The following is a 26309-nucleotide window of genomic DNA, read 5'->3' as shown; positions in this document are numbered from 1 at the left end:
TTTCGGATAGGACCGAACGGCCCGAAGGCCGTTCAATCGACGAATTCGACGTAGTGTAGGCCAGAAAGCCCGCCGGTATCAACCCAGCGGGTCTGGCAGCGCAGCAATCAGGCCAGTTGCTTGTGCAGGCTCTGCAGGTCGTAAACCTCCAGGCTTTGCATGTGCTTCAGGCCCTCCACTGCGGCGCGGGCGCCGGCAATGGTGGTGTAGTAAGGCACCCGGCCAGCCAGCGCGGCAATGCGGATCGAACGCGAATCGGCGATAGCCGTGCGCGTCTCGTCCACCGTGGTGAACACCAGCGCCAGTTCGCCGTTCTTGATCATGTCCACGATGTGCGGACGGCCATCCTTGACCTTGTTGACCACGCGCACCGGGATGCCCGCCGCCTCGATGGCCGACGCCGTGCCGCGCGTGGCGACGATCGGGTAGCCCAGGTCGTGCAGCATGCGGGCCACGCCCACGGCGCGCGGCTTGTCGCTGTCCTTGACGGTGATCAGCACGGTGCCCTTCTCGGGCAGGCGCGAACCGGCAGCCAGCTGGCTCTTGAACAGTGCCTCGCCGAACACCTTGCCCACGCCCATCACTTCACCGGTGGAGCGCATCTCGGGTCCAAGCACCGGGTCAACGCCCGGGAACTTGTTGAACGGGAACACGGCTTCCTTGACGCTGAAGTACGGCGGCACCACCTCTTCGCCGATACCCTGCGAGTCCAGCGACTGGCCGGCCATGCAGCGCGCGGCGATCTTCGCCAGCGACAGGCCGGTAGCCTTCGACACATACGGCACGGTCCGCGAGGCGCGCGGGTTCACTTCCAGCACGTACACGGTGTCTTCGCCATTGTGCTGCTGGATGGCGAACTGCACGTTCATCAGGCCGATCACGTTCAGGGCCTTGGCCATGGCGGCAGTCTGGCGCTTCAGCTCGTCCACGGTAGCCTGCGAGAGCGAGTACGGCGGCAGCGAGCAAGCCGAGTCGCCCGAGTGCACGCCAGCCTGCTCGATGTGCTCCATCACGCCGCCGATAAACACACGCTGGCCGTCGCTCAGCGCGTCCACGTCGCATTCGATCGCGTCGTTCAGGAAGCGGTCCAGCAGCACCGGGGAGTCATGCGACACCTTCACGGCCTCGCGCATGTAGCGCTCGAGGTCACGCGGCTCGTGCACGATTTCCATCGCGCGGCCACCCAGCACGTACGACGGGCGCACCACCAGCGGGTAGCCGATTTCCTCGGCCAGGCGCAGCGCCTCGTCCTCGGCCCGCGCGGTGCGGTTCGGCGGCTGGCGCAGGCCCAGTTCCTGCAGCAGCTTCTGGAAGCGCTCGCGGTCTTCCGCGGCGTCGATCATGTCCGGGCTGGTGCCGATGATGGGCACGCCGTTGGCTTCCAGGTCCAGCGCCAGCTTCAGCGGGGTCTGGCCGCCGTACTGGACGATCACGCCAACCGGCTTTTCCTTGTCGACGATTTCCAGCACGTCTTCCAGCGTCAGCGGCTCGAAGTACAGGCGGTCCGAGGTGTCATAGTCGGTCGACACGGTTTCCGGGTTGCAGTTGACCATGATGGTCTCGTACCCGTCTTCGCGCAGCGCCAGCGCGGCGTGCACGCAGCAATAGTCGAACTCGATGCCCTGGCCGATCCGGTTCGGGCCACCGCCCAGCACCATGATCTTCTTGTTGGCGGTCGGCTCGGCCTCGCACTCGCCGTGTTCGGCTTCGTACGTGCCGTACATGTAGGCGGTGTTGGTGGCGAACTCGGCCGCGCAGGTGTCCACGCGCTTGTAGACCGGACGCACGTTCTGGGCGATCCGCGCCTCGCGCACCGACTTGGCGTCGGTCTTGAGCAGCTTCGCCAGGCGGCGGTCCGAGAAACCCTTCTGCTTGAGCAGGCGCAGTTCAGGCGTCGACAGGCTGGCCAGCGTGCGGTTGCGCACGATGGACTCAGTCTTCACGATGTCCTCGATCTGGGCCAGGAACCACGGGTCGATGGCGGTCTCGGCATGCACTTCCTCGAGCGACATGCCCAGGCGGAACGCGTCGCCCACGTACCAGATGCGGTCCGGGCCGGCTTCGCCGATCTCTTCCACCACCTCGTCGCGGTCGGTCGACTTCTCGTCCAGGCCGTCCACGCCCACTTCCAGGCCGCGCAGCGCCTTCTGGAACGACTCCTGGAAGGTGCGGCCCATGGCCATCACCTCGCCCACGGACTTCATCTGCGTGGTCAGGTGGCTGTCGGCCTGCGGGAACTTCTCGAAGGCGAAACGCGGCACCTTGGTGACCACGTAGTCGATCGACGGCTCGAACGACGCCGGGGTCTGGCCGCCGGTGATCTCGTTCTTCAGCTCGTCCAGCGTGTAGCCCACGGCCAGCTTGGCCGCCACCTTGGCGATCGGGAAGCCGGTGGCCTTCGAGGCCAGTGCCGACGAACGCGACACGCGCGGGTTCATCTCGATCACGATCATGCGGCCATCGGCCGGGTTGATCGAGAACTGCACGTTCGAGCCGCCCGTATCCACGCCAATCTCGCGCAGCACGGCCAGCGAGGCGTTACGCAGGATCTGGTATTCCTTGTCGGTCAGCGTCTGCGCCGGGGCCACGGTGATCGAGTCGCCGGTGTGGATGCCCATCGGGTCCAGGTTCTCGATCGAGCAGATGATGATGCAGTTGTCCGCCTTGTCGCGGACCACTTCCATCTCGTATTCCTTCCAGCCCAGCAGCGATTCCTCGATCAGCAGCTCGCGCGTCGGCGACAGGTCCAGGCCGCGCTTGCAGATTTCCTCGAATTCCTCGCGGTTGTAGGCAATGCCGCCGCCTGAGCCGCCCAGCGTGAACGACGGGCGGATCACGATCGGGTAGCCCGTCGTGCCGGTGTCCGCTGCAATGCGCGACTGCACGGCCACGGCCTCGTCCATCGAGTGCGCGATACCAGACTTTGCCGAACCGAGACCGATCTTGGTCATCGCGTCCTTGAACTTCTGGCGGTCCTCGGCCTTGTCGATGGCTTCCGGCGACGCGCCGATCAGCTCCACCTTGTACTTGTCCAGCACGCCATGGCGATGCAGGTCCAGCGCGCAGTTCAGCGCGGTCTGGCCGCCCATGGTCGGCAGGATCGCATCGGGACGCTCGCGCTCGATGATGCGCTCGACCACCTCCCAGGTGATGGGCTCGATGTAGGTCACGTCGGCCGTATTCGGGTCCGTCATGATGGTCGCCGGGTTCGAATTGACCAGGATGACCTTGTAGCCCTCTTCGCGCAGGGCCTTGCAGGCCTGGGCGCCGGAGTAGTCGAATTCGCACGCCTGCCCGATGATGATGGGGCCCGCGCCGATGATGAGGATGCTCTTGATGTCTGTGCGTTTTGGCATTGCACGCTCTCTTTGGTGGCCGGTGCGCGAAGGTGTCGCGCGCCGCGCCGGATATTCAGGTTATTGCGACTCGCCGGATCAGTTCAGCGTGGCCGTTGCCAGCTTCGCGCCGAAGCCGATGAACATGGCTCCCACGCCGCTCGCCATGCCTGCCGACAGCCTGCGGCGCCGGCGGAACGCTTCGGCAAGCCGCGCGCCCACAAGGATGATGGTGGTCAGGTAGGCAAAGCTGCAGATCTGGCAGACCAGCCCCAGCGCCACGAACGACAGCACCGGGCGCGCGAACTGCGGGTCCACGAACTGGATAAAGAACGAGATGAAGAACAGGATGGCCTTCGGGTTCAGCAGGCTGATGACGAGCGCCTTGCCGAACGGGTCCGTGGTGCGCTCGACCGGCACTGCCGTCGCCGGCTGCCCGGGCTCGCCCCGCTGCGACCAGCTGCGCAGCGCGCCGCGCAGCATCTGGAAGCCGATCCAGGCCAGGTAGGCCGCACCGATGGTCTTGACCACGTAGAACAGCGCCGGGCTGGCCTTGAGCAGCGACGCCACCCCCGCAGCCGACAGCACCATCAGGATCAGGTCGCCCAGGAACACGCCGCACGCCCCCCGGTAGCCGGCGCGCACGCCACGCTGGGCGGCCACCGACAGCACGTACATCGAGTTCGGCCCCGGCAGCAGCACGATGAAGATCGTGCCGAGCACAAAGGTCCAGAAATCGGTAATGCCCAGGCTGGCGTGCATGAACGCGTTCATGGTTTCTCGCTGTGTCCTTGTTCTCGTTCGCGGCGGCTTACTGCTTCGCGCCCTTCATCAGCTTGATGAAGCGGTCGAACAGGTAGGCCACGTCGTGCGGGCCGGGCGAGGCTTCCGGGTGACCCTGGAAGCAGAACGCCGGCTTGTCCGTCAGCGTGAAGCCCTGCAGCGAGCCGTCGAACAGCGACGTGTGCGTGACGCGCACGTTGGCCGGCAGCGTGGCCGCATCCACGGCGAAACCGTGATTTTGCGACGTAATCACCACACGACCATCATCCATGTCCTTGACCGGATGGTTCGCGCCATGGTGGCCGAACTTCATCTTGAGGGTCTTGGCGCCCACGGCCAGCGCCATGATCTGGTGACCCAGGCAGATGCCGAAGGTGGGGATACCGCGTGCGATGAACTCGCGCGTGGCGGCCACGGCGTAGTCGCACGGCTCGGGGTCGCCGGGGCCGTTGGACAGGAAGATGCCGTCCGGATTCAGCGCCAGGGCGTCGGCGGCGCTGGCCTGGGCCGGCAGCACCGTGACCTTGCAGCCGCGCTCGGCCAGCATGCGCAGGATGTTGAACTTGACGCCGTAGTCATAGGCCACCACGTGGAACTGCGGCTTGTCCAGCTTGCCGTAGCCCTCGCCGAGCTTCCACTCGTTCTGGGTCCATTCATACGGTTCCTTGACCGACACCACCTTGGCCAGGTCCATGCCGGCCAGGCCGGGGAACGAGCGGGCCAGGTCGATAGCCTTCTGGACGTTGTCCTCGCCAGCCAGGATGCAGCCGTTCTGGGCACCCTTCTCGCGCAGGATACGGGTCAGCTTGCGGGTATCGATGCCGGCGATGGCCACCACCTTTTCCTGCTTGAGGTAGTGGGCGAGCGTGTGTTCCTTGCGGAAGCTCGAGGCCAGAATCGGCAGATCCTTGATGATCAGGCCGGCGGCATGGACTTTCGTGGCTTCGACGTCCTCACGATTCACCCCGACATTGCCGATATGCGGATACGTCAGCGTGACGATCTGCCGGGAATAACTCGGGTCGGTGAGGATTTCCTGGTAACCGGTGATAGCGGTGTTGAACACCACTTCGCCGATGGTATGGCCGGAAGCGCCGATGGAATAGCCACGAAAGACCGTGCCGTCTGCAAGCGCGAGAATGGCGGACGGAAAAGACGGTAACACGGGTAGGCTCCTGCTGGACTCACCCCGTGACCGACCTGCTCAACGCCTCGTGCCCCGGGGCGGCGCCTCGCGCGCATGGGCGAGGGACCGGCCGGCTGCGTCTCATTCGTCACTTTGTGCAGTGCACGAACGGCGCGCGCGGATGGGGCGGCGGAAGGTGGAATACGGTAGGCGCTAGGGTGAAGGGTTCTGAAAGCGAAACTTTCGAATTATATCCCGCCGTGCCCAATTTCTCAAGTTTTCAAGGACTTGCGATGGCAAGCCCTGCCGTGATCGGTTATATACAGCGCCGCCACTAACCTGCCGACACAGCCGCCGGCACCACCGCCGTGACCTCGATCTCCACCTGGGCGCGCGGCTCCACGAGATCCGCCACCTCCACCGCCGTCATCGCCGGGAAGTGCCGGCCGATGATTTCCCGATAGTGCTGGCCGATGGCCTTATAGGCGCCCACATACGCGGCCTTGTCCTTCACGTACCAGGTCATACGCGCGATGTGCTCGGGGCGCGCCCCGCCCGCCGCCAGCACCGCCACGATATTGCGCAGGGTCTGCGCCACCTGGAGCGCGAAGTCGTCGGTCTCGAACTCGCACTGGGCATTCCAGCCGATCTGGCCGCCGACGAAGATCAGGCGGCTGCCGACCGTCATCTCGGCAAGGATGCCGTTGGCGTAGCCCCGGGGCGGTGCCCAGTCGGGCGGTTGCAGCGTTTTCAACATATGACGATCCGGTTATGCGTGGGAATGAAGGTAGCGCGCCATCGCGGTGCGTACCCGGTCGGGCAGCGGCGTTGGCGTCATGGTTTGGGTATCGACGCAGACGAGCCGCTGCGCCACCGTCAGGCGGGTGCTGCCGTCCGGCCCGCCAAAGCGGGTGTCGATGGCGAAGCTGGTCCGTCCGATGTGCGTCACGCGCAACTCGCGCGTCAGCAACTCGCCCAGCCGGCTCGGCGCTGTGAAGCGGCATTGCAGTTCGGCGGTCGGCACGCCGGCGTGGCCGGCGAGATGCATGGCGTCGAACGGCCAGTCGAGCCCATCGGCGAACCAGTCCTCGATCAAGTCGTTCAGCATCTCGAAGTAGCGCGGATAGAACACGATGCCGGCCGTGTCGCAGTGCTTGAAGCGCACCCGCACCGTGTTGCGGAATACCTCGCTCATGGCTGGCCGCCCTCCGCCCCGGCGGCCAGCTGGCGCAGCCGGAACCGTTGCAGCTTGCCCGTCTCGGTACGCGGCAGCGCGGCCACGAACTCGATCCGGCGTGGGTATTTATAAGGCGCGATCTCGCGCTTCACGTAGTCCTGCAGCGCGGCGCGCGTGGCGTCGCCCGGCTCCACGCCGGGCCGCAGCACCACGTAGGCCATCACCACCTGCCCGCGCTCGGGGTCCGGCGCGCCCACCACGCCGCACTCGGCCACGGCCTCGTGGCGCATCAGCGTGCCTTCCACCTCGGGTCCGGCGATGTTGTAGCCGGCCGAGATGATCATGTCGTCCGAGCGCGCCTGATAGAAGTAGTAGCCATCGGCGTCGGCCATGAAGGTATCGCCCGGCAGGTTCCAGCCATCGCGCACGTAGTTGGCCTGGCGCGGGTCGTCCAGGTAGCGGCAGCCCGTGGGCCCGCGCACGGCCAGCTTGCCGACCGTACCCGGCGGCACCGGCTGCATGGCTTCATCGACGATGCGGGCCTCGTAGCCCGGCACCACGCGGCCCACCGCGCCGGGGCGCACGTCGGCGCCGGCGCTGGAGATGAAGATGTGCATCATTTCAGTGCCGCCCAGCCCATCGGTCATCTCGATGCCGGTGGCCGCCTTCCACGCCTGGCGCGTGGCGTCCGGCAGCGCCTCGCCGGCGGAGACGCTCTTCTTCAGGCTGGAGAGGTCGAACTGCGGCGCCAGCGTGGCCATCTGGCGATAGAAGGTCGGAGCCGTGAAGACGATGGTCGCGCGGTGATCCTGGATCAGCTTCAGCAGCGTCTCGGGCGTGAGCTTCTCGGCCAGCGCCGTGCTCGCCCCGATCCGCAGCGGAAAACACAGCATCCCACCCAGCCCGAAGGTGAACGCCAGCGGCGGCGTGCCGCAGAAGATGTCGTCCGCCGTGGGCTTGAGCACGTGGCGCGGGAACAGGTCGCACATCGCCAGCACGTCGCGGTGGAAGTGCATCGTGCCCTTGGGCTGGCCGGTGGTGCCGCTGGTGAAGGCGATCAGGCAGGTGTCGTCGGCGGCGGTGTCGCAGGCGGTGAAGGTGTCGGGCTTGCCGGCCAGCGCCGTCTCCAGCGCGTCCGGGCCGGTGCCGTTGAAGTAGCGCACCGTCTTCAGGCTGGGGCAGAAGTGCTCGCCGCCGGCCAGCCGGTTGGCATCGAGTTCGGCCTGAAGCCGGGCATCGCAGAGCGCCGCGCCCACCTCGGCTTTGTCGATGACCTGCTTCAGCTCCTTCGCGCGCAGCAGCGGCATGGTCGGCACGGCGATCAGCCCGGCCTTCAGCGTGGCCAGCCAGCAGGCCGCCATCATCAGGTTGTTCGGCCCGCGCAGCAGCACGCGGTTGCCGGGCACCAGCGCCATATCCTCCACCAGCACATGGGCGATGCGGCTGACCAGCGCGGCCAGCTCGGCATAGGTCACGGTCTCGATGCGGCCGTCGCGCTCGTGCCGTATGGCCACGCGGGCGCCCTGCCCGGCTGCCACGTGGTGGTCCACCAGCGCCTCGGCGGCGTTCACCCGCGCCGGATAGGTGGTGTCGGCGTTGAAGCGGAATTCGGGCCATTGCGCCGGTGGCGGCAGGCGGTCGCGGGCGAAGGTATCGACCACGGTATCGCGCGTGGAAGTCGTGGAAGTGGAAGCGGCAGGGGCGGGGGCGGCCATGCTTGTCTCTCCTGTTTTCGTCGATTTACGACCGGCTGCGCTCGGCCGCGGCCAGCGTCTCGCGCGCGATGATCAGCTTCTGCACCTCGGTGGCGCCTTCATAGATCCGCAGCGAACGGATCTCGCGATACAGGCTTTCCACGCGCGTGCCGACCTTCACCCCGAGCCCGCCAAACATCTGCACGGCACGGTCGATGACCTGCTGGGCGTTCTCGGTGGCCACCATCTTGGCCATCGCCGCTTCCCGGGTGGTGCGCACGCCCCGCACGTCGCGCAGCCACGCGGCGCGGTAGGTGAGCAGCGCGGCGGCGTCCACTGCCGTAGCCATGTCGCCGATGGCGGCCTGGGTCAGTTGCAGGTCCGCCAGCACGCCGCCGAACATCGGGCGGCTGGTGGCGCGCGCCAGCGCATCGTCCAGCGCGGCCCGGCCGAAGCCCAGCGCGGCCGCCGCCACCGAGGCGCGGAAGATGTCGAGCGTCATCATCGCCACCTTGAAGCCCTGCCCCGGCTCGCCCAGCCGCTGGCCCACGGGCACGCGGCAGTTGTCGAATTGCAGCGTGGCCAGCGGGTGCGGGGCGATCACGTCGATCCGCTCGGCAATGCGCAGGCCCGGCGTGTCGGCATCCACCACGAAGGCGGTGATGCCGCGCGCGCCCGGTGCCTCGCCGGTGCGGGCAAACACGCAGTAGAAATCGGCGATGCCGCCGTTCGAAATCCACGTCTTGCTGCCGTTCAGCACGTAGTGGCTGCCGTCCTCGGCCAGCCGCGCGCTGCATTGCATTGCCGCCACATCGGAGCCAGCCTCGGGCTCGGACAGTGCGAACGCGGCAATGGCCTCCCCGCGCGCCACGCGCGGCAGGTAATGGGCGCGCACGGCGTCGCTGCCGGCCAGCGTGATCGCGCCCGAGCCCAGCCCCTGCATGGCGAAGGCGAAGTCGGCCAGCCCGTCGTGGCGGGCCAGCGTTTCGCGCAGCAGGCACAGCGCGCGCGAGTCCAGCGCCGGCAGCGCGCCGCCGTGGGCGGCCGGCACGCAGTAGCGCAGCCAGCCGGCGTCGCCCAGCTGCCGCACCAGCGCCCGGCAGGCGGCGTCCGTATCGGTGTGATCGACGTGAGCCAGCGCGGTGCGGCACCACGCGTCCAGGTCGCGCTCCAGCGCCCGGTGCGCATCGTCGAAAAACGGCAGGTCGAGGTAGGTCTTGTCGCTCATGGATGCTCCGTGGCCTCTATCCGCCTCAATCGCCCTCGAACACCGGCTTCTGCTTCGCCACGAAGGCGTCGTAGGCGCGGCGGAAGTCCTTCGTCTGCATGCAGATGGCCTGCGCCTCGGCCTCGGCCTCGATCGCCTCGTCCAGCCCCATGTTCCATTCCTGATGCAGCAGCTTCTTGGTCACGCCATGCGCGAAGGTCGGCCCCGCCGCGATCTGGGCGGCCAGCGCCTGGGCGGCGGCCAGCACGGCGTCCGGCGCGTGGAGCGCGTTGAAGAAACCCCATTGCTGGCCTTCCTCGGCGGTCATCGCGCGGCCCGTGTAGAGCAGCTCGCTCGCCCGGCCCTGCCCGATCACGCGCGGCAGCAGCGAGCACGCGCCCATGTCCGCGCCGGCCAGCCCCACGCGCACGAACAGGAAGGCCGTCTTCGCCTGCGAAGTGCCGAGCCGCAGGTCCGAGGCCAGCGCCATCATCGCCCCGGCCCCGGCACAGATGCCGTCGATGGCGCTGATCACCGGCTGCGGGCAGGCGCGCATCGCCTTGACCAGATCGCCGGTCATGCGGGTGAAATCGAGCAGTTCGGGCATGCTCATCTTGGTGAGGGGGCCGATGATCTCGTGCACATCGCCGCCCGAGCAGAAATTGCCGCCCGCGCCGGTCACCACCACGGTCTTGATGTCGGTGGCGTAGCAGAGGCCGCGGAACAGGTCGCGCAGTTCCGCGTAGGAATCGAAGGTCAGCGGGTTCTTGCGCTCGGGCCGGTTCAGCGTGATGGTGGCCACCTTGCCGTCGCCGGACACCGACCACAGGAAGTGCCGGGGCTGGTAATCGGCAAACGGGCGCTTGTGGTGATGCATGTGCAGTGCAATCTCGCTCATGGGTTGTCTCTCTCGCTTTCGCTTTCGAATTTGTTCGATGTCAGCCGGCCATGACTTCGCCGCCCGCCACGGGCACGGCCTGCCCCGTGATGGCGGAGGCCGACGGACGGCACAACCACGCCACGGCATCGGCCACCTCGTCCGGCTGTACCAGCCGGCGCTGCGGGTTGCGCGCGGCCAGCTCGGCCCGCGCCTGGTCTTCCGTGCGGCCGGTCTTGCCGACGATATTCGCCACCGCGTCGCGCACGATGTCGGTTTCGGTGTAGCCGGGGCAGACCGCGTTGACGGTGATGCCCTTGGCGGCCAGCTCCAGCGCCAGCGCCCGCGTGAGGCCGATCACGCCATGCTTGGCCGCGCAGTAGGCGCTGACGTAGCCGTAGCCGATCAGCCCTGCCGTGCTCGCCACGTTGACGATGCGCCCCCAGCCCGCGCCCAGCATTGCCGGCAGCGCGGCCTGCGTGCACAGGAAGGTGCCGGTCAGGTTGACGTCAAGCATGCGCTGCCACAGTGCGAGGTCGGTCTTGCCGAACGGTGCGCTGTGGGCCTGCCCGGCGTTGTTGACCAGCAGCGTGATGGGGCCGCGCGCTGAGGTGGCGGCGGCGAACGCCGCTTCCACGCTGGCGGGATCGGCGATGTCGGCACACACGGCACCTACCGAGGCGTCACCGAGCCGGTGCGCCTGCAGCGTGGTGACGGTGGCGTCGAGCGTGGCGGCATCGCGGCCCAGCAGCGTCACGCTGGCGCCTTCGCCCAGCAACTGGCGGGCGATGGCGGCCCCGATGCCGCGCCCGCCGCCGGTGACGAGCGCGTGCTTGCCAATCAAGGATGGGGATGGCGTCATGTCACTTCCCCGGCGGCACACCGGCCGCGCGTTCCAGATTGGTTTCGAGCTGGCGCTTGCCGGCCACGTACTGCTTCGGCCAGGTCACGTCGCGGAAGCCGAGCCGCGCGGCCTCGTGCAGCGTCCAGGCCGGATCGGCCAGATGCGGGCGGGCAATCGCGCACAGGTCGGCACGGCCCGCCGCGACAATGCTGTCCACATGGTCGGCCTCGAAGATGGCGCCGACGGCAATCGTCGGGATGCCAGCCTCGTTGCGGATGCGGTCCGCGAACGGCGTCTGGTACATCCGGCCATAGACGGGGGCCTGGTCGGGGCTGACCTGCCCGGAAGAGCAGTCGATCATGTCCGCGCCGGCCGCCTTGAACGCGCGCGCGATGGCGACCGCGTCGTCGGCGGTGATGCCGCCCTCCACCCAGTCGTGCGCGGAAATCCGCACCGACATCGGCCGCTCCGCCGGCCAGACCGCGCGCACCGCGGCAAAGACCTCGAGCGGAAAGCGCAGCCGGTTCGCCAGCGTGCCGCCATAGGCGTCGGTGCGCAGATTGGTCAGCGGCGAGATAAAGCTGGAGAGCAGGTAGCCGTGGGCGCAGTGCAGTTCCAGCCAGTCAAAGCCCGCTTCCGCCGCGCGGCGGGCGTTGGCCACGAAGTCATCGCGCACCTGCGCCATGTCGGCGGGGGTCATCTCGCGCGGCATCTGCGAGATGCCGGGCAGGTAGGGCAGCGGCGACGCCGAGATCAGCGGCCAGTTGCCCGCCGCCAGCGGGTAGTCCATCTTCTCCCAGCCCAGCTGGGTCGAGCCCTTGCGGCCCGCATGGCCCAGTTGGATGGCGATCTTCGCGTCGCTGTTGGCGTGGACGAAATCGACGATCCGGCGCCACGCATCGCGCTGGGTGTCGTTCCACAGCCCGGGGCAGCCCGGCGTGATCCGCGCGTCCGGGGACACGCAGGTCATCTCGGCCACGACCATGCCCGCCCCGCCCAGCGCCCGCGCGCCCAGGTGCACGAGGTGGAAATCGCCCGGCACGCCATCGACCGACGAATACATCGCCATCGGGCTGACCACCACGCGGTTCTTGAGGGTGACGCCGCGCACGCGGTACGGCGTGAACATCGGCGGCAGGCCGTGTTGGGGATCGGCGGCGCGCAGGTGCAGCGTCTCGGGCGGCACGCCGGCCTGGGCGGCCAGCCATTGTTCGAAGTCCGCCACGTAGCCGGCATCGCGCACGCGCAGGTTCTCGTGGGAGATGCGCTGCGAGCGGGTGAGCAGCGAGTAGGCGAACTGCTCGGGCGCGAGGCTGTCCGCGTAGCGCTCCACGTTCTCGAACCATTCCGTGGAGTTGCGCGCGGCGTTCTGGATCTTGAGCACTTCCACGCTGCGGGTGGCCTCATAGTGCGTCAACGCCTCGGGCAGGCCGTCGATGCCGCCGTGCGCGCGCCCGATGGCGTTGGCGAGGTCGATGGCATCCTCCAGCGCCAGCTTGGTCCCCGAGCCGATCGAAAAATGTGCCGTATGCGCTGCATCGCCCATCAACACAACCGGCACCCGGCGCCCGTCGTCCAGCGTGTTCCAGTGCACCCAGCGGTGGCAGATCACGCGCGGGAAACGAATCCAGATGGCCGAGCCGCGCAGATGGGTGGCGTTGCTGATGAGCTTGTGACCGTCCAGATGGCGCGCAAACAGGCGCTCGCAGAAGGCCACGCCCTCCTCCTGGCTCATCTGCTCGATGCCGGCGGCGCGCCAGACGCGCTCGGGGGCCTCGACGATGAACGTGGACGTGGTGTCGTCAAAGCGGTACGCATGGGCCTGGAACCAGCCGTGCCCGGTCTTCTCGAAGGCGAACGTGAACGCGTCGAACAGCTTGTGCGTGCCGAGCCAGACGAAGCGGCACTGGCGGGTGTCGATATCCGGCGCGAAGGTCTCGGCGTAGCGCGTGCGGATGCGGCTGTTGATGCCATCGCACGCAATCACCAGGTCGGCCCCGTACTGGCGCGCCAGCGCCTGGTCATCGGCCACATCGGTCTCGAACACGAGCTGCACGCCCAGCGCCTCGCAGCGCGCCTGGAGGATGTTCAGCAGCCGCTTGCGGCCGATGCCGATAAAGCCGTGGCCGCCCGAGCGGATGGTGCGGCCGCCGATATGGATGTCGATGTCGTCCCAGTGGTTGAACGCGGCGTCGATCTCGCGCGCGCTCTCGGGGTCGGCCTGGCGCAGGTTTTCCAGCGTGGCGTCGGAGAACACCACGCCCCAGCCAAACGTGTCGTACGGCCGGTTGCGCTCCACCACCACCACCTCGTTGGCGGGGTCCTGCAGCTTCATCAGCAGCCCGAAATACAGGCCCGATGGGCCACCGCCTATGCAAAGCACGCGCATCGCTCGCCTCACTACATCATGGTTAAATATTTTATGCTTAAAATATTAGGCTGCAGGGGAAGTCGTGGCAAGCGAAATCTGCACGGCCGAGGAATGCTCCCGAGCCGCACCGACTTCGCCCCTATATATATAGGCAGTCAGCCCGCCATGGCGGTCTTGACCTGCTCAAGTGCTGTGGGGTCCTCAATTGTGGTCAGGTCGCCCGGGTCGCGGCCCTCCGCCACAGCCTGGATCGCCCGGCGCAGCAGCTTGCCGGAGCGCGTCTTGGGCAGCGCGTTGACGAAATAGACCCGCGCCGGCCGCGCCACCGCGCCCAGTTGCTGGTCCACCGTCTTCATCAGCTCGCCCTCCAGCGCCTGGCAGTCCGCCGGCGTGGCGGTGCGGGCCGCGTCGCGGGCGATGCAGAACGCCATCGCCACCTGCCCCTTGAGCGCGTCCTGCACGCCCACCACGGCCACCTCGGCCACGCCGGGGTGCGAGGACAGGCTTTCCTCGATCTCGCGCGTGCCCAGCCGGTGCCCCGCCACGTTGATCACATCGTCGGTGCGGCCGAGGATAAAGACATAGCCGTCCTCGTCGCGCACGCCCCAGTCGAAGGTCGAGTAGCACTGGCGGTTCGGCACGGCGGACCAATAGGTCTTGACGAAGCGTTCGTCATCGCCCCAGACCGTGCTCATGCAGCCCGGCGGCAGCGGATAGTCGATGGCCACCACGCCCTTCTGGTTCGGCGGGCATTCCTCGCCGGTAACCTCGTCCACGATGCGCAGGTCGTAGCCATAGGCCGGCACGCCGGGGGAACCGAGCTTGGGCGGCAGCGCCTCCACGCCGCGCTGGATGGCAATGATCGGCCAGCCGGATTCGGTCTGCCAGTAGTTGTCCACCACGGGCTTGCCGATGCCGTCCTGGATCCAGCGCGCGGTGGGCTCGTCCAACGGCTCGCCGGCCAGGAACAGCAGCCGCAGGCTGGACAGGTCGTGGCGCCGCAGCAGCGCCGGGTCCTGCTTCTTGAGCACGCGGATCGCCGTCGGCGCGCTGAACATGATGTTCACGCCGTACTGCGCCACGATCTGCCAGAGGATGCCGCCATCGGGCCGGATCGGCGTGCCTTCGTACATGACCGTGGCCATGCCCGCCAGCAGCGGCGCGTAGACGATATAGCTGTGCCCCACCACCCAGCCGATGTCCGACGCCGTGAACATCGTGTCGCCGGGCTTGCCGCAGAAGATGTACTCCATCGACGTGGCCAAGGCCACCGCATAGCCACCGGTATCGCGCTGCACGCCCTTCGGCTTGCCGGTGGTGCCGGAGGTGTAGAGCACGTACGAAGGCTCGCTCGACTCCAGCCAGGCGCAGGGCACCACCTGCCCGGCCACGCGCTCGCGCCAGGCGGCGTAGTCCTCGTCGCGGCCAGCGGTGACCGGCATGTCCGCGAGGCCACGGTTGACCAGCAACACCTTGTCGGGATGATGGCCGGCAAGGCGGATCGCTTCGTCCAGCAGCGGCTTGTAAGGCACGACCTTGCCCGCGCGGGAGCCTGCGTCGGCGCTCACGATCACGCTCGGCTTGGCATCGTCGATGCGCGCAGCAAGGCTCACCGAGGCAAACCCGCCGAAGACCACCGAATGCACGGCGCCGATGCGGGCGCAGGCCAGCATGGCGAACATCGCCTCGGGAATCATCGGCATGTACACCAGCACGCGGTCGCCCTTGCGCACGCCAAGCCCCTGGAGGATGGCGGCCATGCGCTGCACCTCGTCATGAAGCTGGGCGTAGGTGTAGACGCGCTGCTGGTCCGTCTCGGTGGACACGTAGATCAGCGCGCGCTGGTCGGCGCGGTCCGCCAGATGGCGGTCGATGGCGTTGTGGCAGAGGTTGGTACGCCCGCCGACGAACCAGCGCGCGAAGGGCGGCCGGCTGTCATCGAGCACGGTCTCGAAGGGTGTCTCCCAGTCGATCCGCTTCGCCTGTTCCGCCCAGAACCCCGCCGGGTCGGACAGCGATCGCGCATGCAGGGCACGGCTTGCCGTCATGGTGTGTCTCCTCCGCCTGATCCGGCGTGTCTTTGGTCCAGGCCAGTGTGCCAGCGCGTGGGGCGCCGGTCTATCGGTGGAACTATCGGGAACTGGCGGAAATTATGGGGAACTGGCGTGGAACTACCGGGACCCGCCGTGGGCGCGCAGCGGGGCCATCTGGCGCGGGGAATCGACCATCACGGCGTCCATGCCAAGGCGGACCGCTTCGTCGAAAGTGGCGGCATCGTTGACGCCAAATGCCACCATCCGGGCACCTGCGCCCTGGCGGAAGCAGGCTACCGAGCGGGCCGTCCACAGTGCCGCGCGCGCCGGCGAGCCGGCCTTGCCCATCGTGAAGGACTCCACAACCTCCACATTGCGGCGCATTTCGAACCCGGCCCAGGTGCCGGGTGCCTGCGGCGGGTCGCACCGGTCCGCCAGCGCCACGTTCACCAGCCGGCCGCGCGTGGCATCGCGCGACTCGAACACGCGGGCTTCCGGCCACGCCGCGAACGCCTGCTGGTAGGCCGCATCGGTCGAATACAGGGTCACGCGGCCCCACGCGCCCTGCTCGGCCAGCACCGCCGCCACGGCGGCTGCCTGGGGCGCTGCCGGCACGGCCTTCATGTCGAGGATGACCGGCACGGCGGGTGGAATGGCCGCGAGCGCCTCCGCCAGGGTGGGCAGCGGCTCGGGATGGGTTCGATAGGGTTGGGTGCCGGAAGCCGGGTCGGTGTACCGCCAGCCCGCATTGAGCCGCCGAAGGGCTTCGAGCGGCGTGTCGGCCACGGTGCCCTGCCCGTCTGTCAGCGCGGAAAGATCGGCCGGACGATAGAGCACCGGCACGCCGTCCCGGCTCAACTGGACCGACAGCCAGATCATGTCCACGCCGTGGGATAGCGCCGACCGGATTGCCGCGAGGGTGTTTTCCGGCGCATCGGCGGTGCCGCCACGGTGGGCGATGATCCAGGGCCGCTGCGGGCCGGCCACCGGCCCCGCCGACGGGCAGGCCGCCAGCAGGCTGGCGGCGGCGAGCACCGCCGCCGTCCGGCACGTTGAAACTTTCAGGAAATTGGGAGTAAAGCTCACAAAACGCCTCCGTCGGAGAAGTGGGGGCGGCAGGTAGTCTCCCGGTCTGGTCCTAGTGGACCTTGCTCTTGCTGGCGCTCGCCTTGGGGGCCGGCGACGCCTTGGTCTCGCGCACGACCTTGGCCGAGGCGGCCTTGGACGCCGGCTTGGCCGCACCCTTGCGCGGGGTGGCTTCCACCACCACACGCTTGCGCGGCTCCGCCTTCTCGGCTCTTTCCGCCTTGGCGGACTTGCTGACGGTACGGCCCCTGGGCTCTGGCTTGCCACGCGTGGCGGCACGCGCCGGCGTGTCGTCATCGTCGTCACGCGCCGCGCGGGCGGCGGCCGGCGAGTTGGGCCGGACCATCAGCACAAGGCTCTGGCCCGCCACGAGCTTGCTGCCCGACAGCTTGTTCCACGACTGCACCTGGCGCGGCGAGACGCCGTAGCGGCGCGCCACCGACACCACCGTGTCGCGCCGGCTGGCCCGCACGACGATGCGCTTGGCGTCCGGTACATCTGGCTCCACGGACAGCATCGCCGTGTCCACCAGCGAGGCGCTGATGTCCTGGTCATGCCGCTCGGAGCGCGGAATCATCACCGTCGAGCCCGCCTTCAGGCGCATGCCCTTGGGAATGCGGTTGATCTCGCGCAGCGTGTCCGCATCGACATTGAGCCGCGCCGCCAGCGCTTCCACGCGCTCGCGGCTGTCCACGGTCACCGCCGTCCAGCTCGACAGCCCGCCCCGGTACGTATTGAGGTTGTACTGGAAGCGCTCGGCGTTATCGAACGGCAGCAGGATCTGCGGATTGGCCGCGCCGAGGATCACCGGGCGGTTGAACGAGGGGTTCAGCGCCTTGAACTCGTCCAGCGGCATGTTGGCGAGCTTGGCGGCCAGCGCCACGTCGATGTCCCGCGAGGTGGTCACCGTGACGAAGTACGGGTGATCGGGAATCTCGGGCAGCTTTACGCCGTACGCGGCCGGGTTGGCGATGATGTTCTTCACCGCCTGGAGCTTGGGCACGTAGTAGCGCGTCTCGTTCGGCATGGTCAGGCTGGCGTAGTCCGTGGGCAGCCCGCGCGCCTGGTTGCGGGCGATGGCCCGCGAGACGGCGCCCTCGCCCCAGTTGTACGCGGCCAGGGCCAGGTGCCAGTCGCCGAACATGTCGTACAGGCGCGAGAGGTAGTCGAGCGCGGCATCCGTGGAGGCCAGCACATCGCGCCGCTCGTCGCGGAACATGTTCTGCTTGAGGTTGTAGGACTTGCCCGTGCTCGGGATGAACTGCCACATGCCGGCCGCCTTGGCCGTGGATTCCGCCTGCGGATTGAACGCGCTCTCCACGAACGGCAGCAGGGCCAGCTCCGTGGGCATCTTGCGCCGCTCCAGCTCTTCCACGATGTGGTACAGGTAGCGGCTCGACCGCCCCACCATCCGCTCCATATAGTCAGGGCGTGCCGCGTACCACTGGGTGCGGTCATCGACCAGCGTGCCCTCGAGGTCCTGCATGGCAAAGCCACGGCGGATGCGGTCCCAGATATCGTTCGACGGGCCGCGCAGCCAGTCGAGGCTGACCTGGTCCACATTGACCACGGTGGTGCTGCCGAGCGTGCCGGCGCGTCCGGTGCTGTTGAGCGTGTTGAGCGGGTCCTTGGGCGGACCGGATTCGAGGGCGGTCGTCGTGCCGGCCATCTCGCCGGCGGGCGGGGTGGGCGTGCTGGCGCAGGCTGCAACCAGCGCCGCACACGCAACTACCGCCAGAAATCGACCAAATTGCATGAATTTCTCTGAAGTGACGCCAAAAAAGGTGGCCCGATCCTATGGAAAAGCCCCGTTGGCGTCAATGAGATTTTCCCGCGAGCGGCCGATCAACCGGCCTGTTTCGGACAAATTCGATGTCCTCTTCGATGTCCTCCCCGATGTCTTCCCAGCGCCGGCCCGGGGTCAGCGGAAGCCCTGCGCCCGCTCAGCGGAAGTTGTCCTTCCAGCCGCGCAGCGCGCCAAAAGCCGCCGCGTCGGTACTTGTATCGGCGCCCTGGGCGGCCACCGCCCGGCGCACCTGCGGCTCGCGCGAGCGCAGGAAGGGATTGACCGCGCGCTCGTGCGCCACGGTGGTTGGCACGGTGGGCGTGCCGGCCTCGCGCAGCGCGTCCACGCGGGCCGCCCAGGCGGCGAGGTCCGCATTGGCCGGCTCCACGGCCTGCGCAAAGCGCACATTGCTGCGCGTGTACTCGTGGGCGCAGTAGACGCGGGTGTCGCCCGGCAGCGCGGCCAGTTTGTCCAGCGAGGCCAGCATCTGCGCCGGCGTGCCCTCGAACAGCCGCCCGCAGCCGCTGGCGAACAGGGTGTCGCCACAGAACACCACCGGGCCGGCGCCGGGCAGGTCGCCCGCATAGGCCACATGGCCGGCGGTATGCCCGGGCACGTCGATCACGCGGAAGGCGGCGGCCGGATGGCGCAGCGTCACCGTGTCGCCCTCGCCCACCGCCTGGGTGCGGTGGCCGATACGTTCGCCGGCCGGGCCAACCACCGGCACGGGGGCGCCGTCGGGCCCCTCGGGATGGGCCGCCAGCAGGTCCGCCACCCCGCCCTGGTGATCGCCATGGTGATGGGTGATTACAATAGCGCCCAGTGCCAGCCCGCGCTCGGCCAGAAACCGCGCCACGGGCGCGGCCTCGCCGGGGTCGACGATGGCGGCGCTATGCCCGTCATGGATCGCCCAGATATAGTTGTCCTGGAATGCGGGGATTGACTCCACTTTCAACATGAGTGCTCCTATGTCCAACCGACCGATTATAGATTGGGAAGAATGGCTCGCCTCGCCGCCCGGCCAGTACGTGCTGGAATGGGAGTCGCGCCAGTACGACCAGGTCGTGGCGGACATCTTCGGCTATCACGCCGTGCAGATGGGCCTGCCCGCCATTGACACCCTGCGCGAGAACCGCATGCCGTTCTCGGCACTGGCGCTGGACGGCCGCGCCGGCCCCCATGGCCCGCGCGACGCCCATCCGGATGCCCGCCAACTGCTGTGCCGCTTCGACGAACTGCCGTTCGACACCCAGAGCATCGATCTCGTCACCCTGCCGCACATCCTGGAATTCTCCGAAGACCCGCACGAAGTGCTGCGCGAGGTCTCCCGCGTGCTGATGCCCGAAGGCCGCATCGTGGTGACCTGCTTCAACCCGATGAGCCTGTGGGGCGCCCGCCAGGGCCTGAACCGGCTCGGCGCCCTGCCCTTCCTGCCCAGCGACGCCCAGACCATGGGTTTCGTCCGCATCAAGGACTGGCTCAAGCTGCTCGGGTTCGATATCATTCGCGGCCGCTTTGGCTGCTACTGCCCGCCCTACCGCACCGAGCGCTGGCTGCAACGCAGCGCGTTCATGGAGAAGGCCGGCGACCGCTGGTGGCCCATCTTCGGCGCCGTCTACATGATCTCGGCGGTCAAGCGGGTGAAGAACATCCGACTCGTCGGCCCGGCCTGGAAAAATCCGAAATCCGCGCTGACGCCAGTCTCCGCCCCGGTGGCCACGCCCACCGGCACGCACGGCAAGACGCCGCGCGACCCTCGCTGAACCCATCGACCACGCCATGCAAGAAGTTACGATTTACTCCGACGGCGCCTGCAAGGGCAACCCCGGCCCCGGCGGCTGGGGCGCCGTGCTCGTCGCGGGCACCCATGAGAAAGAACTGTTCGGCGGCGAGAACCCGACCACCAACAACCGCATGGAGCTGATGGCCGTGATCGAGGCGCTGCGCTCCCTGAAGCGTCCGTGCGTGGTCCAGGTCTATACGGACTCGCAATACGTCCAGAAAGGCATCAGCGAGTGGATCACCGGCTGGAAGGCGCGCGGCTGGAAGACGGCCGACAAGAAGCCGGTGAAGAACGCCGACCTGTGGCAGCAACTCGACGAAGCGCGCCAGCCGCACACCATCTCCTGGCACTGGGTGCGCGGCCACAACGGCCACCCGGGCAACGAGCGGGCCGACGCGCTGGCGAATCGCGGCGTGGCGTCCATCGCCGTGTAACCGCCCCCCCGCTGCCCGTCCTCGTCTCCTGCCTCGCCTCCTGCCTCGCCTCCGTTAAAATGCCCGCCATGCGACAGATCGTTCTCGACACCGAAACCACCGGCCTGAACCACGCCACCGGCGATCGCCTGATCGAAATTGGCTGCGTGGAACTGGTGAACCGGCGCCTGACCGGCCGCCACCTGCACTACTACATCAACCCCGAGCGCGATATCCACGAGGACGCCATCGCCGTCCACGGCATTACGCTCGATTTCCTGGCCGACAAGCCGAAATTCGCCGAAGTGGTCCACGACATCCGCGAATTCGTGCAGGACGCCGAGCTGATCATCCACAACGCGGCGTTCGACCTGGGATTCCTGGACATGGAATTCCAGCGACTGGGCCACCAGCCCTTCCGCACGCACGCCGCCAACGTGATCGATACGCTGCGCGAAGCGCGCCAGATGTTCCCGGGCAAGCGGAATTCGCTCGACGCACTGTGCGACCGCCTCGGCATCAGCAACGCCCACCGCACCCTGCACGGCGCCTTGCTCGATGCGGAACTGCTCGCCGAGGTCTACCTGGCCATGACGCGCGGCCAGAACTCGCTGGTCATCGACATGCTGGATGCCGGCAGCCACGGCGCCGGCGCCCAGGCCGCGGCAGACCTCTCCGCCCTGACCCTGCCTGTGCTGCTGGCTACCGACGACGAAGTCACCGCCCACATGGGCGTGCTGAAGGAACTCGACAAGGCCAGCGGCGGCAAGACCGTCTGGCAGGAACCGGCCGAAGCGACGCCGACGCTGCAGTAATCGCGAACTTTCTCGCGCAAAGCCGAAAAAAGGGCTTTACAAGATACTGCGACATCTGCATAATCTCGTTTCTCCACTGCACGACGTCACGCAACAACGACGCCGACGCAGCAAGGGGTGGTTAGCTCAGCGGTAGAGCACTGCCTTCACACGGCAGGGGTCACAGGTTCAATCCCTGTACCACCCACCAGTTTTCATACTGGTTTCCAGGCGATAACGGCAGTTGACACTGCCAGCCGGGTACAACTATGGGCACAGCAGCCTCCAACGAAGTTTCTGGAGGTTTTGCTCATGGGTACAATCATTCGCCGGGAAGACAGCAAGGGGAACATCTCCTACCAAGCCAAAGTGCGCAAGGTCGGATTCCCCATCATCTCGAAGACATTCCCCTCTAAAGACGAAGCAGCGGCTTGGGCCGCCGAGACCGAATTAAGTCTCGGCAACGGCGTAACCAAGCGAACACTGTTGAGTTCTAAGACTTCAATGGCGGACCTCATCGACCGCTATCTCACCGAAGTCACTCCCCGCAAGAAAAGCGCTGAAATCGAGAGGCACCACATCCGGGCCATCCAGCGAAGTCAAATCCCGAGGTACACCGTGGGTACACTCACGAGTGACGCCGCACGGGAGTTCCGCGACGAGCGTTTGAAAAAGGTGGCCGCTTCCACGGTCAACCGGGAACTGAACATCCTGCACCACATGATTGAGTACGCCCGTAAGGAATGGGGCGTGTCCGGTGGCGTCAATCCGGTATCGGATGTACAGCGACCGAAGAATCCCCCTCCCCGTGACCGAAGGCTCTCCCCTGACGAGGAGACTGCCCTACTGGCGGCTTGCGACGAGAGCAGGGGCGGCTACCTGCGGGACGTGGTGGAACTCGCCATTGAGACGGGTATGCGCCAGTCCGAACTACTCGGGCTGGATTGGGGCCAAGTCAGCATCCCGCGCCGCACTATCCGCCTGCTCGAAGGTATGACGAAGAACGGCGAGGGCCGAGGCGTGCCGCTTAGCACGAATGCCATCGAAGTCCTACGCCGTCGCGCCACCGCCCCGGAGGACATGACTGGCCGAGTCTTCAAGGAGGTCACTGCCGATGCTCTTAAGCGCGCCTTCATCCGCGCAGTGGACCGCGCCAAGTTGGAGAACTTCCACTTCCACGACCTTCGCCACGAGGCTGTCAGTCGCATGTTCGAGAAGGGCCTGAATCAGATGGAAGTGTCCAGCGTGTCCGGTCACAAGGACCTGCGGATGCTCAAGCGGTACACCCACCTGGATGCGGCGAAGCTGGCCGAGAAGCTGGGCTGACTCGAAGGTTAAACAGCGCGGGGCAGCCTGACCCTGCAAGGGGGATAGTTTATGCAACCCCAAAACGGTCCGGCCTTGCCTTCGCGCTCAACCATCTTTACGCCACAAGCGGCACATGTCGGCGTCCGGTAATCCCCCTTAAATGCCTGCGCCAGCAGCGTTGACTGCTTGTATTGGTCCAGTGCGCGAATCCGCTCAATGATGGCCGGGCCGTCAAGCAATTGAATGCCGGACCGCTCTGCCGACTCCTGCACCGGTCGGCCCACATAGCCAGACAGTGACCAGAACACTCCACGACGCACGTTGTGCTCATGCATGACGCCGGCCAATGCGCGAACCTGCTCGACCTTCACTGGCTTGTTCCAAGCCTTGCATTGAACGACTGCAACAGGGGCATCAAGCCCCGCTTTGTAAAGCGTCGCGTCGATCCCGCCGTCCGGGCCGTGGGGCACAGTCTTGACGGTGAATCCCATAGCCTCGTAGTACCCGACACACAGCAGCTCGAATCGCTTCCACTCTAGAAGCTTGAGCGCGTCCAATGTCCAGCTATTAATTTCCGGCTTCTCTGCTGACGATGTTGGTCGCCTGGAGTCGGCTGATTTAGCGGACGCGCTATCTTGCTGCCTTGGTCCCGACGCCGTCGGCCTAGGCTGCCGTGGCTGTCTTGCTGGCGGGCGCCGTGCCGTAGGCTGCGGCTTCTCCGCCGCGCTGCCGCCCTTCTGCCGCCGCTCGCGGATGAACGACAGCAATCCTAAGAACGCGAACATCGTTGCTGGAACCCAAGCCATCGACTGACTCATCATCACGATGCCCGCGAGGAAAGGATTCGATGCGAACGCAGCGGGCAAGACCCCGCGAAAGACAATGTACGCGCCCACGGCCAGTGCTGCGGACACCCACCAGGGCGAATCCAACAATACGTCGCTCAGCGACGGCTCCTTTCTCCTACGTCCCATCGACCCGACCTCATTTATCGTTCTGTGTTTGTGCGGGGCGGCGCTCGGGCCCAAGCCCGCGCCACCCCCATCTGCGAATCTAACCGAGAACGCCTTCCGCCTCGTTGCTCTCCCCCAACACCCCACCACTGGCGGGTGCTGAGGAGAGAGCGAGGGGCCGCGACAGCACGAGGCCCACCCATTCGCCATCCCAACAACTGGCTGTGTTAGTCAACGAGAATGCCAGCCTTACGCATGGCTTGCTTTCGCTTCTCCTCAAATCCCGGTGCATCGAGGGTCGGAGACTGCGCAGCGCCTTGAGACTTCCGCGTCCCACGCTCTTTGGTGAGGCGCGTAATCTCGTCGGCCACGGGTTGCGGTGTAATGCTCACCTGCGTCGGGCCAAGCGTTGCCGCCTTGGTTGCGTCCTTCGGAAACAAGAACAGTAGGAGCATTCCATTGCCAACCTGCTGCCCGCTGCGGATCACGTAATCGTCGGTGCTGAAGTTCGACATGTCGCCGCCAGCCTTCCTCACACCATCCGTAAGCCGTGTGTTGATGACGCTCTGCACCGCCGTCTGGTACACCTCGGTGGACTGCACACCCACGCCCGGAAGGATGCGGTTCACCGCCGCGTTAAGCGACCGATCACCCTGCACATTGCCTTGTGCCGGGATGATCGTACCGGGAAGCAGGTCCGCATTCTTTAGCGTATCCGCCAGCTTGATCTTCGTCGCCGTCTCCAGCGGCACGTTGTATGCGGTCGCGTAGCGCACTGCGTCCTGTGCCACCGTCTTCTCCAGGTTCACCACCGTCTCGTTCGTCAGCTTGTACTTCGACAGCATGCCCGCCCCCCCGAGGAACGGGACCAACTGCTTCAGCCAACCGGGGTTCTCCGACTGGATGACAGAACGCACCTTCTTGCGCTCGTCGCCGGTAGGGGCGACGTCTGGACGTCCCGCCTGCATCGCCCTGCGGAACTCCACCACGGCCGATGGATCGTTGATGTCCGTACCGCTGTTCAGGAATCCAGCCACTTTCGCTGCCTTGTCAGCCCCGAGATAGTTCACCAGCGCCTCGGGGCCGTTGTCGCCGGATTGGTACAGCGCACCGGCCCAAGCCAACGCCTGAATCTGCTCCTTCGTTGGGGCGGCACTCCCGCCCGTAAGGAAACCGTTGACGCCGACTTGGAGCATCTGCTCCAACTTCGGACTGCGCATGCTTTCGGCCACCGACACTTGCGCTGCTCGGCGGAAGTAGTTCCTGATGCGATTCGGGTCATTGCTCCCTACTTCGCGGTCGAACGCCTCATTCATGGTGTCCGCCACCGCCTTACGGTCTAGCTCCAGCCCCTTGAGCGTAAAGTGGTTGCCCGTGGTGAAGGCTGTACTCGCGGCGTTCGCCGAGTCGATGTACTTGGCATCAGCCGCCGCAGCAGATGCTACAGCCTTCTGCATCGCAGCTTGCCCGGCAAGCCACTGCTTGTGCAGGGCCGCGCGCTTGGAGTTGTCGATCAACGGTGCCCCTGCGCCAGTGCGCTGCGAGAACCTGTCGTTGTACTGGTCGATGTGGGCGTCCAACTCCCGCTCGGTCGTGATCCCCGATGACCCGTGGGTCAGCGTGAACTCGAATCCGGCGAGGTTGTTCGTCAGGCTCGTGATCGCAGGGTTCTGGTGCGCGTCCTTCATGACGAACTGAGGCATGTTCTCCTCGATCTGCTCGCGCACCTTCACGTTGATCTGGTTCCACAGCGGACTGGCCTTGATCGCCTCGTAGTGGTCGAAGTTGCCGTTCTGTAGGGAGGCCACGAGGGACTGCGCCATGCCCTTGTTCCACGAGTCCTGCGACTGGCCTGGAGCCGGCGCGGCGGCGGCCACGGCGCTCGCGTAAGCGGCCTCCTTCTCAGCCAGGTCCCAGCCTGTGGAATTCGCGGTGCGTTGCGCCCGCATGCCATTGCCGATGGACAGGTTCAGGTTGGTCTGCTTGTCCAGCATGTCCTGCTGCTGCCATGCGAGGTGTTCCCGCATGTGGGTTTTCAGCATCGGCCCCCACGACTCGGCCAGCTTGGACTGCACCGTGGCGTCCACCAGTGGGTCGCCGGTGTTCCCCAGGTTGGTAGCCTGCTGCACGAGGAACTGCCGCACCTGATCGGGCGACTGCCGGCGCAGCATGTCCATGTTGGACATGAAGTCCGTCTCGGCCTGCTGAAGCGCGGTCGTGGCCGTCATCGCCTGCGCGCCGCGCACCGTGGCGGACGGGCCGAACACCTGCATGTACCACGGGTCGTCCTTTTCGATCTGCTGGAGCGTCTGCCCCTGCACGACCTTGGACATCCCCTCGAAATACTGCTGCTTCTCCAGCCGCTCCACGTAGGGCTTCAGCACGCCGTCAGCCAGTTTGTTCACCGCTTCGAGCGAGCGCAAGCCCGTCTGCGCGATACCGTTCCAGTCGGTCGGTGCGAGTTCCGCGCCCACAGCACGGGGGACGGCTGTCGAGGCCGCCCCGTCGATTCGCGTTGCCGGCCCACCCCGCTGCACTGCATCCTGAAGAACTACCTGCCCACTGGAGTTGAGCGCGAAGGAATCGGGAATTGCCATTTTGAAACCCCTTGTCTCGTGGGGCACCAGTTGGTGCACCTAGAAATGAAAGCCCCGGCTCAGAGACCGGGGCGAAATGATGAAAAGGTCGTGAGGCGCGGCAGAGACGGGTCGAGCCACCTCTCGCAAACAGGCCGCGAGC

At 66.7% G+C, this 26309-nt stretch carries 20 protein-coding genes and 1 tRNA gene; 5 read left to right on the top strand and 16 right to left on the bottom strand.

Annotated elements, in window-relative coordinates; genetic code table 11:
- Positions 1–107: 107 nt before the first annotated feature.
- The 14 genes from carB to gloB form a co-directional block, all read right to left on the bottom strand.
- Positions 108–3356, bottom strand: a complete 3249-nt coding sequence (gene carB / locus SB751_RS09765; RefSeq protein ID WP_144201767.1) for a carbamoyl-phosphate synthase large subunit — start codon at positions 3354–3356, stop codon at positions 108–110.
- Between the two features lie 78 nt (positions 3357–3434).
- Positions 3435–4109: a leucine efflux protein LeuE gene (leuE, locus tag SB751_RS09760; RefSeq protein ID WP_144201768.1), complete on the bottom strand. Its 675-nt coding sequence runs from the start codon at positions 4107–4109 to the stop codon at positions 3435–3437.
- 37 nt (positions 4110–4146) lie between these two features.
- Entirely contained in the window at positions 4147–5283 is a 1137-nt protein-coding gene (gene carA, locus SB751_RS09755; protein WP_144201770.1) for a glutamine-hydrolyzing carbamoyl-phosphate synthase small subunit, read from the bottom strand.
- A 295-nt stretch (positions 5284–5578) separates the two neighbouring features.
- Complete coding sequence (locus tag SB751_RS09750) at positions 5579–6001, bottom strand: RidA family protein (protein ID WP_410748001.1); 423 nt, start codon at positions 5999–6001, stop codon at positions 5579–5581.
- A gap of 12 nt (positions 6002–6013) precedes the next feature.
- A complete protein-coding gene (locus tag SB751_RS09745) occupies positions 6014–6439 on the bottom strand; it encodes an acyl-CoA thioesterase (RefSeq protein ID WP_211943749.1) in 426 nt (141 codons plus the stop codon).
- Entirely contained in the window at positions 6436–8136 is a 1701-nt protein-coding gene (locus tag SB751_RS09740) for an AMP-binding protein (protein WP_211943750.1), read from the bottom strand. The genes SB751_RS09745 and SB751_RS09740 overlap by 4 nt, the downstream gene beginning before the upstream one ends.
- A 25-nt stretch (positions 8137–8161) precedes the next feature.
- Positions 8162–9343: an acyl-CoA dehydrogenase family protein gene (locus SB751_RS09735; protein WP_284454349.1), complete on the bottom strand. Its 1182-nt coding sequence runs from the start codon at positions 9341–9343 to the stop codon at positions 8162–8164.
- Positions 9344–9368: 25 nt separating this feature from the next.
- Entirely contained in the window at positions 9369–10220 is an 852-nt protein-coding gene (locus SB751_RS09730; protein ID WP_144201780.1) for an enoyl-CoA hydratase family protein, read from the bottom strand.
- Positions 10221–10260: 40 nt separating this feature from the next.
- Entirely contained in the window at positions 10261–11061 is an 801-nt protein-coding gene (locus tag SB751_RS09725; RefSeq protein WP_144201782.1) for an SDR family NAD(P)-dependent oxidoreductase, read from the bottom strand.
- A gap of 1 nt (position 11062) precedes the next feature.
- Positions 11063–13432 carry a bifunctional salicylyl-CoA 5-hydroxylase/oxidoreductase gene (locus SB751_RS09720; RefSeq protein ID WP_410748000.1) on the bottom strand — a complete coding sequence of 790 codons (2370 nt, stop codon included), beginning with the start codon at positions 13430–13432 and terminating at the stop codon, positions 11063–11065.
- Positions 13433–13569: 137 nt separating this feature from the next.
- Positions 13570–15483: a propionate--CoA ligase gene (locus SB751_RS09715; RefSeq protein ID WP_280527775.1), complete on the bottom strand. Its 1914-nt coding sequence runs from the start codon at positions 15481–15483 to the stop codon at positions 13570–13572.
- A 102-nt stretch (positions 15484–15585) separates the two neighbouring features.
- The gene (locus SB751_RS09710) at positions 15586–16533 is read right to left on the bottom strand and encodes a glycerophosphodiester phosphodiesterase family protein (RefSeq protein ID WP_377731733.1); all 948 of its coding nucleotides are present in this window, start codon (positions 16531–16533) and stop codon (positions 15586–15588) included.
- Positions 16534–16585: 52 nt separating this feature from the next.
- Positions 16586–18289, bottom strand: a complete 1704-nt coding sequence (locus SB751_RS09705; RefSeq protein WP_144201788.1) for a transglycosylase SLT domain-containing protein — start codon at positions 18287–18289, stop codon at positions 16586–16588.
- Between the two features lie 187 nt (positions 18290–18476).
- Positions 18477–19277 (bottom strand): hydroxyacylglutathione hydrolase, encoded by an 801-nt coding sequence (gene gloB, locus SB751_RS09700; RefSeq protein WP_410747999.1) that lies wholly within the window; start codon positions 19275–19277, stop codon positions 18477–18479.
- Between the two features lie 10 nt (positions 19278–19287).
- Between gloB and SB751_RS09695 the strand changes: the two genes are divergently transcribed.
- From SB751_RS09695 to SB751_RS09675, 5 genes are all read left to right on the top strand, one after another.
- Entirely contained in the window at positions 19288–20082 is a 795-nt protein-coding gene (locus SB751_RS09695) for a class I SAM-dependent methyltransferase (protein ID WP_144201792.1), read from the top strand.
- A 16-nt stretch (positions 20083–20098) separates the two neighbouring features.
- Complete coding sequence (gene rnhA, locus SB751_RS09690) at positions 20099–20536, top strand: ribonuclease HI (RefSeq protein WP_144201794.1); 438 nt, start codon at positions 20099–20101, stop codon at positions 20534–20536.
- Between the two features lie 68 nt (positions 20537–20604).
- The gene (dnaQ, locus tag SB751_RS09685) at positions 20605–21330 is read left to right on the top strand and encodes a DNA polymerase III subunit epsilon (protein ID WP_144201796.1); all 726 of its coding nucleotides are present in this window, start codon (positions 20605–20607) and stop codon (positions 21328–21330) included.
- Positions 21331–21445: 115 nt separating this feature from the next.
- Positions 21446–21520, top strand: a tRNA-Val gene (locus tag SB751_RS09680).
- 101 nt (positions 21521–21621) lie between these two features.
- Positions 21622–22635, top strand: coding sequence for a tyrosine-type recombinase/integrase (locus SB751_RS09675; protein ID WP_410747998.1), 1014 nt, complete (start codon positions 21622–21624; stop codon positions 22633–22635).
- An 8-nt stretch (positions 22636–22643) separates the two neighbouring features.
- Here SB751_RS09675 and SB751_RS09670 read toward each other — a convergent pair whose 3' ends face one another.
- Together SB751_RS09670 and SB751_RS09665 are read right to left on the bottom strand one after the other, a co-directional pair.
- Positions 22644–23531, bottom strand: coding sequence for a restriction endonuclease (locus tag SB751_RS09670; RefSeq protein WP_410747997.1), 888 nt, complete (start codon positions 23529–23531; stop codon positions 22644–22646).
- Positions 23532–23797: 266 nt separating this feature from the next.
- Positions 23798–26167, bottom strand: a complete 2370-nt coding sequence (locus tag SB751_RS09665) for a hypothetical protein (RefSeq protein WP_410747996.1) — start codon at positions 26165–26167, stop codon at positions 23798–23800.
- Positions 26168–26309 lie beyond the last annotated feature (142 nt).

It is taken from the genome of Cupriavidus sp. SIMBA_020 (genome assembly GCF_046535395.1).
GTDB classification, from domain to species: domain Bacteria; phylum Pseudomonadota; class Gammaproteobacteria; order Burkholderiales; family Burkholderiaceae; genus Cupriavidus; species Cupriavidus campinensis.
The sequence above is the reverse complement of the archived record's forward strand: the minus strand, read 5'-3'. Positions and strand labels throughout refer to the sequence as shown.